The sequence below is a fragment of the Thermus amyloliquefaciens genome (assembly GCF_000744885.1).
Taxonomy (GTDB): Bacteria; Deinococcota; Deinococci; order Deinococcales; family Thermaceae; genus Thermus; species Thermus amyloliquefaciens.
Genome location: NZ_JQMV01000003.1, coordinates 1,785,277 through 1,799,308, shown reverse-complemented (window position 1 = coordinate 1,799,308; position 14,032 = coordinate 1,785,277). Strand labels below are relative to the sequence as shown.

Sequence of the window (14,032 nt, the reverse complement as noted above, 5' to 3'; positions counted from 1 at the left end):
TTAGGTTAGCCACGCCTGGAGGTAGGGCTGCCAGTCCTCGGGGATCTCCTTCAAATCGGAAAGAAAAAGGGGCGCCCTGGGCGCCCGAGGGGGCTTTAAAAGGCGCATCCCCGCCTCCTCGGGGGTGCGGTCCCCCTTCTTCAGGTTGCAGGGGCGGCAGGCGGCCACCAGGTTTTCCCAGGTGCTCTTGCCCCCGCGGCTTTTGGGGAGGACATGGTCCACAGTGAGGTCCCCCCCTTGGCGGCCGCAGTACTGGCAGGTGTAACGGTCCCGCCTCAGGACGTTGCGGCGGTTTAGGGGGATGCGGCTTGGCCCCCGCCTTACCAGGCGCTTGAGGCGGATGACGCTGGGGACGGGGATCTGGGTGGAGGGGGTGTGCAGGTGGCGCCCGCTTTCCGAAAGCATCTCCGCTCCCCCGGAGAGCACCAGGAGGACGCTACGCTTGATGCTGGCCAGCCCCAAGACCTCGTAGGCGGCGTTCAGGACCAGCACCCTGGGGGCATCCAGGTCCAGGGCCTTGCCGGGAGGACCCACGCCCTTAGGATAGCAAAGGCTCTTCCCCTGGAGCTGTGCTATGCTAAAGGCAACGACGGGTTTGGAGGCCCTTATGACGAGACCTTTTCCCAAAGCCTTAACCCTTCTCCTGGGGCTTGGACTGGCTTTGGCGCAACCCGCTTGGGAGCGGGCGGAGTCCTTGTTCAAGGCGGGGGAGTATGCCCAAGCGGCCCTGGCCTACGAGGAGGTCCTGGCCCAGGACTATGGCCGTTTTGCAGCCCACCTGGGCCTGGGGGTGAGCCTCTTCCGCCTGGGCCGCCTCGAGGAGGCCCGCTTCGCCTTTGACCAGATGGTCCGGGTCTTCCCCGACCGCTACGAGGGCCACTACAACCTGGGCCAGGTCTACCTGCGCCTGGGCAAGCCCAAGGAGGCGGCGGAGGCCTTCGCCAAGGCCGCGGAGCTTTCCCCCACGGAGGAGGCCTACTTAGGATGGGCCACCGCCCTCACCCAAGCGGAGCAGGCCAAGGAGGCGGCGGAGGTTTTGCGGAGGGGGCTTACCCCGGAGCGGAGCCCCGCCTACCACCTGGCCCTGGCCCAGGCCCTTTACGCCGCGGGGCGGAGGGCGGAGGCGGTGCCGGTGCTCTATGGCCTTTTGAACCGGGAGCCCAGGATGGCCGAGGGCTGGGACCTTCTGGCCCGCATCCTGGCGGAGGAGGGGCTGAGGGAACGGGCCCTCAGGGAGCTGGACCGGGGGCTTGGGGCGGTGGAGGGGAAGGCCAGGGCCAGGCTCCTCCTGCGCAAGGCCCTCCTTTCCCCCCGCCCCGAGCCCCTGTTGCGGGAGGCCTATGCCCTGGACCCTTCCCTGTGGGAGGCCGCCTACCTCTTGGGGCAGGCCCGCCTCGAGGCGGGGGACCCCAAGGGGGCCTTGGGTTTTCTGCTTTCCGCCTACAGGACAAGCCCCGAGCCCCAGGTGGCCTTGGCCTTGGCGGTGGCCTACCTGCGGCTTAAGGATTACCGGAACGCCTACCGGTATGCGGAGGAGGCGGGTCCGCCGGGTGGCTTCCTCAAAGCCCAGGCCGCCTACGCCTTGGGCCGGCGGGAGGAGGCGTTGGGGCTCCTCGAGGGGATGAGCTCCCCAGAGGCCCAGGCCCTTAGGGGTACCCTGCTTTTGGAGATGGGCCGTCTGGAGGAGGCCTTGGCCCTCCTCCGCCCCCTCTACGCGTCCGGCCGCGATCCAGGGGTGGGGGTAAACCTGGCGGCGGCCCTGGTGGGCCTTGGCCGCTTTGGAGAGGCGGAGATGGTGCTAAGGGAGGTGCTGGCCAAGGCGCCTAAGCAGGCGGCGGCCTGGTACAACCTGGCCCTGGCCCTGAGGGGCCTGGGCCGGCAGGCGGAGGCGGAGCGGGCCTTGGCCCAGGCGGCCGCCTTGGGCTCAAGGGAGGCCCAGGCCTTGCTTCGGAGGTAGGATGCGCTGGCTACGGGAAAACTGGCTGGATTTCCTCATCTTCCTCCTGATCGCCCTGGTGGCGGCGGGCATCGTCCTTTACCTCACCGGGATCAATCCCTTTGCCCGGCCCAAGGTGGGCGCTTCTTCCCTACCTGAACCTGCGGTGACCTCCCCATCCGCGCCCTCTTCGGCTCCTCCGCCCCAGGGGGCGCCCACCCCCCAGCCTTCCCCTTCCGAGGCCAAGCCTCCTGAGCCCGTGGTTACCGTGCTTCCCTTGCCGCAGGCCCCGGCGGAGCCGGCCCCCACCAGGCCCGCCACGGAAGCCAAGCCCAAGGCCCCCACTGGGTCCAGCTCCTCCTCCCCGCCTCCTTCCCCTCCCAGCCCTACCCCCAGCGGGGCTTACCGGGTGGCGGTGGGGGCTTTCGCCAACCCGGAGAATGCCGCCCGGCTTCGCCAGGAGCTGGTCCAGAAGGGGTACCCGGCCCGCCTGGAGCCTTCGGGAGGCCTCACCCGGGTGGTGGTGGGCCCGTATGCCACCGAGGCCGAGGCCCGCCGGGTGGCGCAGGCCCTGGCCTCCTACGGGGCCCAGGTGTACCGGGGCCAGGGGGCGGCCCCGCCCGCCTCGGGCACCCTCTACCTCCAGGTGGGGGCCTTCCAGAAGGAGGAAAACGCCCTGGCCCTGGTGGGGAAGCTTAAGGGGATGGGCCTCCCGGTGGTTTTGGTGAAGGACGGGGTCTACCGGGTGCGGGTGGGCCCGGTGGCCGAGGGGGAAAAGGAGGCCACCAAGGCCAAGCTACAGGCCTTGGGCCTCGAGGCCTTGGAGGTGCGATGAAGGTTCCCAGCGCTGCCATCAGCCGGTTGGTCACGTATCTGCGCATCCTGGAGGAACTGGAGGCCAAGGGGGTTCACCGCACCAGCTCCGAACAGTTGGCGGAGGAGGCCCAGGTTACGGCCTTCCAGGTGCGCAAGGACCTTTCCTACTTTGGCTCCTACGGCACCCGGGGGGTGGGGTACACGGTGCCGGTCCTGAAGCGGGAACTCCGCCACATCCTGGGCCTAAACCGCCGCTGGGGGCTTTGCATCGTGGGGATGGGCCGTTTGGGAAGCGCCCTGGCCGACTACCCTGGGTTTGGGGAGAGCTTTGAACTCCGGGGCTTCTTTGACGTGGATCCGGAGAAGATCGGCCGACCGGTGCGGGGCGGGGTGATTGAGCCCCTAGAGCTCTTGCCCCAGAGGGTCCCGGGGCGCATAGAGATCGCCCTCCTCACCGTGCCCCGGGAGGCGGCCCAAGGGGCTGCCGACCTCTTGGTGGCCGCTGGGGTGAAGGGCATACTGAACTTCGCCCCCGTGGTGCTGGAGGTGCCCAAGGAGGTGGCGGTGGAGAACGTGGACTTCCTGGCGGGCCTAACCCGCCTCAGCTTTGCTATACTTAATCCCAAGTGGCGCGAGGAGATGATGGGGTGAAGGGGGTGAGGTGGATGCGAAAGGTGTTTTTGCCGGTGCTGATCCTGCTCCTGGGCTTGTCCGGTTGTAGTTCCTTCTTCGAGGGAGGTCTTGTGGTGGGTGCTCCCACTGTTCAGGTGGCCCGGGAGAACTTTTCTTTGACCTTTGAGCGTGACCAAAACGGCAACGTGGTGGCCTATAACTACGCCTACACCCTGCTCCTCTATCCCCTGCCGGGCTCGGGCAGGGGGTATGTGGTGCTCTTGGATGAGAGCGGCAACCCTGTGGAGGCACCTTTTACTTTTTCCGAGCCCTGCCTGGCTCAGGCCCAGTCCTGTCCCCCGGTTTCCCGAACCATAAGCAAGAGCTCTGCATCACCCCTTGCCCCCACTCAAGTAGTGAGCTACCGAACAGTTTCCCTGGGCGGCCAAGCCAAGGTGGTCCGTTTGCCGGCTCCCATAGAGGTTTACTGAGGCCCCAAGGGCTATACTGGGGGGCGTGACGGTCCTTGCCGACCTCGAGGCCCCCCTCCTTCAGTTTGAGGAGGCCCTTTCTGAGCTTGTTCAGTCGGACGTCCTCTTCGTCCGCCTCATCCACCAAGACCTGGTGACGGCTGGGGGGAAGCGCATTCGGCCCCGGCTGGTCTTCCTGGCCTCGAGGGCCCTTGGGGGGGCGCCCCACGAGATGGAGCTGGCCCTGGCGGTGGAGCTTTTGCACTCCGCCACCCTCCTCCACGACGACCTCATTGACGACGCCGAGACCCGCCGGGGCAAGGAGGCGGCCTTCCGGCGGTACGGGAATGCGGTTTCGGTTCTCTCGGGGGATTTCCTGCTCTCCAGGCTCCTCCATGTGATCGCCAAGACGGGAAGGATGGAGCTGGTGGAGCGCTTTGCCCAGGTGGCCAAAACCTTGAGCGAAGGGGAGGTTTTGCAGTTCCAGGTGGCGGCTTTGGAGGACTACTCCCTGGGGAACTACGAGAGGATCATCACCGCCAAGACGGCGGTGCTCATGGAACTCTGCACGGAGGGCCCCGCCCTCCTCCAGGGCGCGGATGGGGAGGTGCGCCAGGCCCTGGCCCGCTTCGGTCTTCTCTACGGCCAGGCCTTCCAGATGCGGGACGATTACCTGGACCTCATGGGCACCCCTGAGCGCCTGGGCAAGCCGGTGGGCGGGGATGTGCGGGAGGGCAAGGCCACCCTCATCACCCTCCTCCTCATGGAGCGCTTCCCCGAGGTGCGGGAGGTGCTGAGGCGCAGGGGGAGGGAGGAGGGGGATTTGGAGCGCCTGCGCCTCCTGGCCCGGGAAAGCGGGGTGGCGGAGGAGGTGGAGGCGCGCATCCGGGAAAGGGCCCACCTGGCAGCGGAGGCGCTTCGGCCCCTGCCCCCTTCCCCCTACAAGGAGGCCCTCGAGGCCTTGGCCCTGAAGGAGGCGGAGAGGCTCTCCTAAGTGCCCCGGAAAGGCTTTGGGCCTCGCTCTTCTTCCCGGGTATATTGCGGCAATCCTCCACGCATGGGCCCATGGGGTGCTGGTCCTGGGGGACTGGGCTTTGGCGCGGGGTATAATCCCCTTCGGTGATGGTATGAGCCTTCCCGCCTATCGGCCTCCGGAGGACCCTGGCCTCTGGGAGGCCTTCCTGGAGCGGCTGGAAAGAACCTTGAAGGTGGCGGAGATCCATCCCACCACGGTGGAGTACCTGGTCCACCCCAAGCGCCTGGTCACGGTCTCCCTGCCCGTGATCATGGACGACGGCAAGGTGCGGGTTTTCCAGGGCTACCGGGTGGTGCACGACATCGCCCGGGGGCCGGCCAAGGGGGGGGTGCGGATCCACCCCGGGGTCACCCTGGGCCAGACCGCGGGCCTGGCCGCCTGGATGACCCTGAAGGCCGCCATTTACGACCTCCCCTTCGGTGGGGCAGCGGGGGGGATTGCCGCCGATCCCGAGGGGCTTTCCCCTAGGGAGCTGGAGCGGTTGGTACGCCGTTACACCGCTGAGCTCGTCAACCTGATCGGCCCAGACATGGACATCCTGGGCCCCGACCTGGGCACGGACCAGCAGGTGATGGCCTGGATCATGGACACCTACTCCATGACCGTGGGTTCCACGGTGCCCGGGGTGGTCACGGGCAAGCCCCACGCCCTGGGGGGCACGGAGGGCCGGGACGACGCCGCCGGGCTTGGGGTGGCTTTGGTCCTGAAGGAGCTGGCCCGGCGCCGGGGGCTTCCCCTGGAGGGGGCCAGGGTGGCGGTGCAGGGCTTCGGCCAGGTGGGGGGAAGCTTTGCCCTCCACGCGGAAAGGATGGGCCTCAAGGTGGTGGCGGTGTCCACGCGCCGGGGGAGCATGTACCAGGCGGAGGGGCTCGAGGTGGCCGGGGCCCTGCGCCATTACGAGGCCACGGGGGAGCTTCCCCGCTACGACCTTGCCCCGGAGGAGCTTTTCGCCTTGGATGTGGACTACCTGGTCCTGGCGGCCCTCGAGGGGGCCCTAGACGGGGAGACGGCCAAGGCGGTGCGGGCCAAGGTGGTGCTGGAGGCCGCCAACTTCGGCCTGACCCAGGAGGCCGAGGCCTACCTTCTGGGCAAGGGGGTTTTGGTGGTGCCGGACCTCCTCACGGGGGGCGGGGGGCTTCTGGCAAGTTACCTGGAATGGGTGCAGGACCTTAACATGTTCTTCTGGAGCGAGGAGGAGGTGCGGCAAAGCTTCGCCAAGAGCGTGGCCAGGGCGGTGGCGGAGGTGTGCGACAGGGCCGAGCACCTTTCCAGCGATCTGCGCACCGGGGCCATGGCCCTGGCCCTGGAACGGGTGAACGAGGCCACGCGGCTAAGGGGCGTTTACCCCTAAGGAGTGTCTATGAAGAGCGAACCCCTTTCCTACTTGGGCAAGGACGGCGGACCTTGGGAGATCTTCGTGGAACAGGTGGACCGGGTGGTCCCCTACCTGGGGCGGTATGCGCCCTTGGCGGAAAGCCTCAAGAGGCCCAAGCGGGTCCTGATCGTGGACGTGCCCATCCATCTGGACGACGGCACCGTGGCCCACTTTGAGGGCTACCGGGTCCACCACAACACCGCCCGGGGTCCCGCCAAGGGCGGGGTGCGCTACCACCCCGAGGTCACCCTTTCGGAGGTCATGGCCCTGGCGGCCTGGATGACCATCAAGAACGCCGCCGTGGGCCTACCCTACGGGGGGGGCAAGGGGGGGGTGCGGGTGGACCCCAAAAAGCTTTCCGCGCGGGAGTTGGAGCGGCTCACCCGGCGCTACACCTCGGAGGTGGGCATCCTCCTGGGGCCGGACCGGGACATCCCCGCCCCCGACGTGAACACCGGGGAGCGGGAGATGGCCTGGATGATGGACACCTTCTCCATGAACGTGGGCCGCACCGTGCCCGGGGTGGTGACGGGGAAGCCCATCGCCCTGGGGGGTTCCCTGGGGCGGCGGGACGCCACGGGGCGGGGGGTGTTCGTGACCGCCAGGGCGGCGGCGGAGAAGATCGGCCTCCCCATTGAGGGGAGCCGGGTAACCCTCCAGGGCTTCGGCAATGTGGGGAACGCCGCCGCCCGCATCTTCCACGACCACGGGGCCCGGGTCATCGCCGTCCAGGACCACACGGGCACCATCTACAACGAGGCGGGGATTGACCCCTATGACCTCCTTAAGCACGTGGCGGAATACGGGGGGGTGCGGGGCTACCCCAAGGCCGAGCCCCTGCCCAACCCGGAGTTCTGGGCGGTGCCCACGGAGTTCCTCATCCCCGCCGCCTTGGAGAAGCAGATCACCGAGCAAAACGCCTGGCGGATCCAAGCCAAGATCATCGCCGAGGGGGCCAACGGCCCCACCACCCCGGCCGCGGACGACATCCTGCAGGAGAAGGGCATTCTGGTGGTTCCCGACGTGATCGCCAACGCGGGGGGCGTGACGGTGAGCTACTTTGAGTGGGTGCAGGACTTTAACTCCTACTTCTGGACGGAGGAGGAGATCAACGCCCGTCTGGAGAGGGTTCTCCGCAACGCCTTTGAGGCGGTGTGGCAGGTGAGCCAGGAGAAGAGGATCCCCCTGCGCACCGCCGCCTATGTGGTGGCGGCCACCCGGGTCCTCGAGGCCCGGGCCCTCCGGGGGCTTTACCCCTGAGGCCCTTCCCCCTTCCCGGGCGGGCTTACCCCCGCCCGGGCTTTCCGTTTCCCGGTAGGCTATCCCTGTGGACTGGCCCCGCTATGGCCGGGTAACCCTGAAGCCCTTCCACGCGGGGCTTACCGAGGGGGAGTGGAAGGGCCTTTATGAGACCTTCCGCGACCCCGAGGTGGCGGAGTGGAACGGCTCAAGCCCCTTGCGCTCCCCCTTTTGGCTTTTCAAGCGCCTCGTCCAGGCGGAGATGCGCCGCAAGGACCGCCTGGCCTTCGTCATCCTGGACGAGGGGGGGGAGTACCTGGGTACCCTGGAGCTCTATGACCTCACCCCCGAGGAGGCCACCTTGGGTATCCTCATCGGGAGGAAGGACCGCTGGGGCCAGGGGTACGGCACCGAGGCGGTGCGGGCGGCCCTGGCCTACGCCTTTGGCCCCCTGGGGCTCAAGCGGGTGAGGCTCCGCACCTTTGCCCACAACCTTAGGGCCCGGCGGGCCTTCCAGAAGGCGGGCTTCCGGGAGGTGGGCCTGGGCCCAGGGCCTGGGGGCAGGGAGGACGTGTACATGGAGGTGAGCCGTGACCAGCCGGAAGGCTAGCTTGCGCATCTTGAGCCCAAGGCTTAGGGAGGAGGTCTTCGCCCTTTTGCCCGAGGGGGTGGAGGTGCGCCACCTGGACGAGCCCTGGCCCGAGGCGGTGGACTTTTTCCTACCCCCCTTTGGCCAGGAGGAGGTGGTGCGGCAGGTCCTGGAAAGGGTGGAGGTCAAGGTGGTCCAGACCCTCTCCGCCGGGGTGGACTGGATCCTGCCCCTCGTGCCGGAGGGGGTGGTGCTCTGCGATGGCTCCGGCATCCACGATGTCCCCGTGGCCGAGTGGGTGGTGATGGCCCTTTTGGCCCTCCTGAAGGAACTTCCCAGCTTCCTCGAGGCCCAGCGGGAAGGGCGTTGGGCCCCAAGAAGGCTTCCCGACTTGGAGGGCCGGGTCGTCCTCCTCCTGGGCTACGGGTCCATCGGGAAGGCGGTGGAGGCCAGGCTAAGGCCCTTTGGGGTGGAGGTGCTTCCCGTGGCCCGGCACGCCCGTCCCGGGGTCTACACCCCGCAAGACCTCCCCCACCTCCTGCCCCAGGCGGACGCGGTGGTGGTCCTCCTCCCCCTCACCCCGGAGACCCGGGGGTTGGTGGACCGGGGGTTTCTGGCCCGGATGAAGCCGGGGGCGCTTCTCCTCAACGCGGGCCGGGGGGCGGTGGTGGACACGGAAGCGCTCCTCGAGGCGCTGCGGGAGGGGAGGGTGCGGGCGGCTTTGGACGTCACCGACCCCGAGCCCCTGCCCGAGGGCCACCCCCTTTGGCGGGCCCCCGGGCTCCTCCTCACCCCCCACGTGGCCGGCCTCTCCGAGGGCTTTCCCCGCCGGGCGGGCCGGTTTTTGGCGGAGCAGGTCCTGCGCTACCTGCGGGGGGAGCCCCTTTTGAACGTGGTGCGGGAGGGGTACTGATACCGCCCCAGGACTTTTCCGCGTGGGGACCCCAAAGGGAGGGGAGATGGAGGTGATCCTGCACGGCGACCTGCGGCGCTTTGGCGAGCGCCTAGAGGTGGAGGCCAAGACGCCCCGGGAGGCCTTGGAGAAGCTTGGCATCCCCTTGGAGGAGGCCTGGCTTTTGGCGGTGGGGAAGAAGGCGGTGGGCCCCGACGACCCCGTGGAGGGCCCCCTGGAGGTCTACCCCCCCATCGCCGGGGGTGGTATACTGAAAATCCTGCCCTAAAGGCAGGGGGCGCGAAAGGGGGGGAGCCGCCCGACGCCCACCCCGCGTAGAAAGGAGAAGGATGGAGAAGAAGCAACTCCTCTCTACGCCCGTGGTCCCCATAGACATCAAGGCCTTTGACGCCGGGCCCATCCTCGAGGCCATGGGCAAGACCGCCTTCCAGGCGAGGAACCTCCACCGGGCGGCGGAGATCTACCTGAGGATGCTGGAGGACGACGCCGCCGTCATCCTCACCCTGGCGGGGAGCCTGGTCTCTGCCGGCCAAGGCCTCATCGTCCACGACCTGATCCGCAAGGGCCTGGTGGACGTCATCGTGGCCACCGGGGCCAACATCGTGGACCAGGACTTCTTTGAGGCCCTGGGCCACCGCCACTACCAGGGGGACCCCAAGGCGGACGACGAAACCCTAAGGCGGCTTTGGATTGACCGCATCTACGACACCTACATCGACGAGGAGGAGCTCCGCCACACCGACTACACGGTGGCGGAGATCGCCGACGCCCTGGAGCCCCGCCCCTACTCCAGCCGGGAGTTCCTCTGGCACATGGGCCGCTACCTGGCGGAGAGGGGCCTGGGGGAGAAGAGCATCGTGCGGGCCGCCTACGAGGAGGGGGTGCCCATCTTCGTCCCCGCCTTCTCCGACTCCTCCGCCGGCTTCGGCCTGGTCTACCACCAGGTGAAAAACCCCAAGGCCCACGTGACCATTGACTCCGTGGCCGACTTCCGCGAGCTCACCGAGATCAAGCTCAAGGCGGGCACCACGGGGCTGGTGATGCTGGGGGGCGGGGTGCCCAAGAACTTCGCCCAGGACATCGTGGTGGCCGCGGAGGTCCTGGGCCACCAGGTGGAGATGCACAAGTACGCCATCCAGATCACCGTGGCCGACGAGCGGGACGGGGGGCTTTCCGGCTCCACCCTTTCCGAGGCGCAAAGCTGGGGCAAGGTGGACGCCGCCCTTTCCCAGATGGTCTTCGCCGAGGCCACCCTGGCCTTCCCCCTCCTGGCCTCCTACGTGTATCACCGGGCTCCCATGCGGGCCAAGCGGCGTTACGCCGACCTCTTCGCCCAAGGGGTTCCCGCCTAGGGGCCTTTGGCCTCCCCCGCTTGGGGTTATGCCCGGGCGGGGGGTCTTTGCTGGACCAACCCCCCTACCCTTTGGTAGACTGCCGGCAAATGCCCGATGAGCTAAGGCTATACCTGAAGGAGCGGTTTGCCGTCCTGGGGCCGGTGTCCCCAGGGCGTTTTGAGGCGGAGTTGGCCAAGCGGGTGGGGAGCCCCGCCAAGCGGGAGCCGGTCCTCAGGGCCTGGCGGGCCTACCTCTCGGGTGGGGGGAGGGAGGCGGTGCGAAGTTTTTACCGGGAGATCCTCCGGGTGCCCAAGGGGGAGGCCCTGGTCTACGGCATGCACCTCCCCTTCTTGGAGTTTTACGCCCGGGAGGTGCCCTCCCGCCTCGAGGGGCGGGTTTTGGAGGTGGGGGCCTTCACGGGGGCCTTGGTGGGCTATTTGCAAAGGAAGCGGCCCGAGCTTTCCTTCCACGCCTTGGAGGGGGTGGAGGAGGCGGTGGAGCTGGGTAAAAAACGGGTGCCGGAGGTGGTCTGGCACGCCGCCTGGGCGGAGGAGGCGGAGCTTCCCCCCTTTGACACCCTGCTCCTCCTTTCCGTCTTCCCCGAGGGCTTGGTGGACCAGGGGCTGGAAAGCCGCCTGGAGGCCCCTTCTTTTTGGAAGCAATTCGCTTTCTTTGAGCGCCTTCCCCGCTTCGCCCGGCTTTTGCAGCCCGGTGGGCTTTTGGTTTACGGCCACGGGCCCTTCCTGGGCAAGAGCCCGGAAGGGGTGGAGGAGGGGTTGCGGCGGCTGGGGTTTTACCAGGTGGAGCGGGTGGGGGAGGGGGAGTATTTTTTGGTGTTGGCCAGGAGGCCCGAGGTGCTGGCGGTCCAGGAGGAGGCCTGGGAGGCGGAGGCCCCTCCGGAGGAGGCCCCCTTGCGGGTTCCCGTTTTGGCCCAGGCGCGGGATCTCGCCGAGGTGCGGGAGCTTCTGGCCGCGGGGCGGTATGCGGAGGTGTTGGCCCATCTGCCCGAGGGGGTGGAAGGGGAGGCGGCCTGCCTCAGGGGACGGGCCCTTTTTGCCCTTTCCCGCTACGCCGAGGCGGAGGAGGTCCTGAGGCGGGCCCTTTCCGAGGAGGCGGAGGACCTGAGGGCCATGGTTTTGGTGGAGCTTGGGGAGTACGAGCGGGCCAGGCCCCGCCTCGAGGCCCTGGCAGGCCGGGGCGGCCGCTACCGGCTCTACCTGGGCCGGGTCTACCTGAGCCTGGGCCGGTATGCGGACGCCCTCAGGCAGTTTGTGGAATCGGGCCTGCCCGAGGCGGAAGGGTACGTGCGGGAGGCCTTGGAAAGGATCACCGAGCGCATGCGCCGCTTTGCCCGGGAAGGGGAGTGGGCGGAGGTAAGCCGCCGGGCGGAGTTCGTGGAGGACCTCGCCCCCGGCCTCCTGACCCGGGAGATGCTCCGGCTTGGCCTGAAGGCGGCCCTGATCCAGGGGCTTTTTGCCCGGGCGGAGCGGTACGCCCGCAGGCTGGCGGACCTGGACGAGGCCGAGGGCTTCCTGGGGCTGGCCCTGGTGGCCCTCCGGGTGCGCTCCCCCTTGGAGGTGCGGCCCTTGGACGACCTCAAGTCCGTGGAACCCTATCTCACCGAGGCCTTGGCCCGGGCGGAAATCCCCGAGGCCCTGCTCCTTTTGGGGATGCTGAGGGAGCGGGAGGGGCGGTATGCCGAGGCCCTCCGCCTTTTGGAGCGCTCCGCAGAGCGGGGGGAGGGGGAGGTGGCGGGCCTGGCCTACCACCACCTGGCCCAGGTGAAGCGGGCCCTGAGGCGGCCCCTGCGGGAGGTCCTGGGGGACCACAAGCGGGCCCACGCCCTTAGGGCCTACCCCGCCCCCTACCTTTTCCAGCTGGCCCAGGAGGCCTTGAAGGGGGGAGAGGAGGTCCTGGCGCGGGAGCTCCTTTCCCGGGCCCGGGATGCGGGGCTTGCCGAGGTGGCCGAGGCCGACCTCATGGGCTTGCTCTCCCTGGTGGAGAGGCTGGAGGGCCCCTGGGCGGCCTTTAACGTCCTCTACCAGGCCCTAGGCCGTACCCCCAGGCCTCCCTTGGAGCTTCTGGCCATGGCCTACCGCCTTTCCCGCGCCTTTCGGGAAAGCCCCGAGGCGGAGGCGGTGCGGGGGCAGTACCTGGCGGCCCTTTACGCCGAGGGGCGGGGGGAGGAGGTGGAGCGGCTTCTGCTGGAGGAACTGAGGGCCCACCCCCAGGCCCTGGAGGTGCTCTTTGATCTGGCGGAGCACTACGAGGCCAAAGGGGACTGGCGGCAGGCGGCGGAGCAGTGGCAGAAGGCCCTGGAGGTGGCGCTTTACCGGGAGAAGGACCTGGAGCTTGCCCGGGAGGTGCTCCGTAACCTCCTCTTCCTCAGGCCCCACGACGAGAGCCTCTCCCTGTACCTGGAGGAGCTTAAGGCGGTGAGCCGGGGCCTGGAGGCCCTGGGGGAAAGCCCCAAAGCCCTGCCCGAGACCAAGGAGGAGCTTTTGCAGGAGGGCCTCCCCCAGTTCCACGGGGAGCACCTTCTGGTGGTGGGTGGGCACACCCAGCTGAGAAGCCGGCTTGTGCCCCTCCTCGAGGCCCGGGGCCTCAGGGTGGACTGGTTTGATGCGGATACCGCGGGGGTGGGGAAGGAGGCCCTAAGGCGGATCCAGAACCGCCTGGAAAAGGCCCATGGCCTCATGATCGTCTCCAGCTACGTGGGCCACGACTTCTCCGAGCCCGTGCGCCTCGAGGCGGAGCGCCTGGGGGTTCCGGTCCATGTGATCCCCGGGCGGGCCCGGGGGGCCACGGGGTTTCTCAGGGCCCTCAAGGCCTTTGCCCCCGAGCTGTTTAAGCGGGCCCTCAAGGGGGTACAGTAGGTTTCATGGAAGCGCAGGTTTTGCGGCTGGGCTATTCGCCTTGCCCCAACGACACCTTCATCTTTTACGCCCTGACCCACGGCCGGGTGGCGAGCCCCCTTCCGGTGGAGGAGGTTTTGGAGGACGTGGAGACCCTAAACCGCTGGGCCCTGGAGGGGAGGCTTCCCCTCACCAAGCTCTCCTATGCCGCCTATGGGAGGGTTAGGGACCGGTACGTGGCCCTGCGGAGCGGGGGGCCTTGGGCAGGGGCGTGGGCCCTTTGGTGGTGGCCAAGAGGCCCCTAAAGCGCCTCGAGGGGGCTAGGGTGGCCATCCCCGGGCGGAACACCACCGCCTTTTTGCTCCTATCCCTGTATGCGGAGGGGTTTGAGCCCGTGGAGGTCCGCTACGACCAAATCCTGCCCCTGGTGGCCCAGGGGGAGGTGGAGGCGGGCCTCATCATCCACGAAAGCCGCTTCACCTACCCCCAGTACGGGTTGGTGAGGCTTCTGGACCTGGGGGAGTGGTGGGAGGGGGAGACGGGCCTGCCCCTGCCCCTGGGGGCCATCCTGGCCCGGCGGGACCTGGGGGAGGGGCTCATCCGGGCCCTGGATGAAGCGGTGCGGCGGAGCCTGGAGTACGCCTGGGCCCACCCCGAGGAAACCCTCCCCTACCTGAAGGCCCACGCCCAGGAGCTTTCGGAGGAGGTCATCTGGGCCCACGTGAGGACCTATGTGAACGGGTTCAGCCTGGACGTGGGCGAGGAGGGGGAAAAGGCGGTGGAGAGGCTCTTCGCCGAGGCCGAGGCCCGGGGGCTTCTACCTCCGTCCCCGGCTCCCCTCTTCCTGTAGACTCGGG

At 68.4% G+C, this 14,032-nt stretch carries 13 protein-coding genes and 1 pseudogene; 13 read left to right on the top strand and 1 reads right to left on the bottom strand.

The annotated features are described in order from the left end of the window. Entirely contained in the window at window positions 1-513 is a 513-nt protein-coding gene (locus BS74_RS09630) for an HNH endonuclease (RefSeq protein ID WP_038059150.1), read from the bottom strand. A gap of 94 nt (window positions 514-607) precedes the next feature. Here BS74_RS09630 and BS74_RS09625 point away from each other — a divergent pair, with 94 nt between their 5' ends. The 13 genes and pseudogenes from BS74_RS09625 (at window position 608) to BS74_RS09565 (ending at window position 14,025) form a co-directional block, all read left to right on the top strand. Continuing rightward, window positions 608-1,957, top strand: a complete 1,350-nt coding sequence (locus tag BS74_RS09625) for a tetratricopeptide repeat protein (protein WP_038058309.1) — start codon at window positions 608-610, stop codon at window positions 1,955-1,957. A 1-nt stretch (window position 1,958) separates the two neighbouring features. Continuing rightward, window positions 1,959-2,771 carry an SPOR domain-containing protein gene (locus tag BS74_RS09620; RefSeq protein ID WP_038058307.1) on the top strand — a complete coding sequence of 271 codons (813 nt, stop codon included), beginning with the start codon at window positions 1,959-1,961 and terminating at the stop codon, window positions 2,769-2,771. Beyond that, window positions 2,768-3,403 (top strand): redox-sensing transcriptional repressor Rex, encoded by a 636-nt coding sequence (locus BS74_RS09615; protein ID WP_038058305.1) that lies wholly within the window; start codon window positions 2,768-2,770, stop codon window positions 3,401-3,403. Before BS74_RS09620 ends, BS74_RS09615 begins: the two co-directional genes overlap by 4 nt. A gap of 14 nt (window positions 3,404-3,417) precedes the next feature. Next, entirely contained in the window at window positions 3,418-3,855 is a 438-nt protein-coding gene (locus BS74_RS09610) for a hypothetical protein (RefSeq protein ID WP_038059148.1), read from the top strand. A gap of 25 nt (window positions 3,856-3,880) precedes the next feature. Then, a complete protein-coding gene (locus BS74_RS09605; RefSeq protein WP_038058303.1) occupies window positions 3,881-4,828 on the top strand; it encodes a polyprenyl synthetase family protein in 948 nt (315 codons plus the stop codon). A 133-nt stretch (window positions 4,829-4,961) separates the two neighbouring features. After that, window positions 4,962-6,221, top strand: a complete 1,260-nt coding sequence (locus tag BS74_RS09600; protein WP_038058301.1) for a Glu/Leu/Phe/Val family dehydrogenase — start codon at window positions 4,962-4,964, stop codon at window positions 6,219-6,221. A 9-nt stretch (window positions 6,222-6,230) separates the two neighbouring features. Then, window positions 6,231-7,505 carry a Glu/Leu/Phe/Val family dehydrogenase gene (locus tag BS74_RS09595; protein ID WP_038058299.1) on the top strand — a complete coding sequence of 425 codons (1,275 nt, stop codon included), beginning with the start codon at window positions 6,231-6,233 and terminating at the stop codon, window positions 7,503-7,505. A gap of 67 nt (window positions 7,506-7,572) precedes the next feature. After that, a complete protein-coding gene (locus BS74_RS09590) occupies window positions 7,573-8,094 on the top strand; it encodes a GNAT family N-acetyltransferase (protein ID WP_038058297.1) in 522 nt (173 codons plus the stop codon). Window position 8,095: 1 nt separating this feature from the next. Next, window positions 8,096-8,986 (top strand): 2-hydroxyacid dehydrogenase, encoded by an 891-nt coding sequence (locus tag BS74_RS09585; protein WP_038059146.1) that lies wholly within the window; start codon window positions 8,096-8,098, stop codon window positions 8,984-8,986. Between the two features lie 46 nt (window positions 8,987-9,032). Then, the gene (locus tag BS74_RS09580; protein ID WP_038058295.1) at window positions 9,033-9,254 is read left to right on the top strand and encodes a hypothetical protein; all 222 of its coding nucleotides are present in this window, start codon (window positions 9,033-9,035) and stop codon (window positions 9,252-9,254) included. 61 nt (window positions 9,255-9,315) lie between these two features. After that, window positions 9,316-10,338: a 1,9-bis(guanidino)-5-aza-nonane synthase gene (locus BS74_RS09575; protein ID WP_038058294.1), complete on the top strand. Its 1,023-nt coding sequence runs from the start codon at window positions 9,316-9,318 to the stop codon at window positions 10,336-10,338. 89 nt (window positions 10,339-10,427) lie between these two features. Beyond that, window positions 10,428-13,196, top strand: a complete 2,769-nt coding sequence (locus BS74_RS12660) for a tetratricopeptide repeat protein (protein WP_038059145.1) — start codon at window positions 10,428-10,430, stop codon at window positions 13,194-13,196. Between the two features lie 5 nt (window positions 13,197-13,201). Continuing rightward, a pseudogene (locus BS74_RS09565) lies at window positions 13,202-14,025 on the top strand (menaquinone biosynthesis family protein). Window positions 14,026-14,032: the final 7 nt, after the last annotated feature.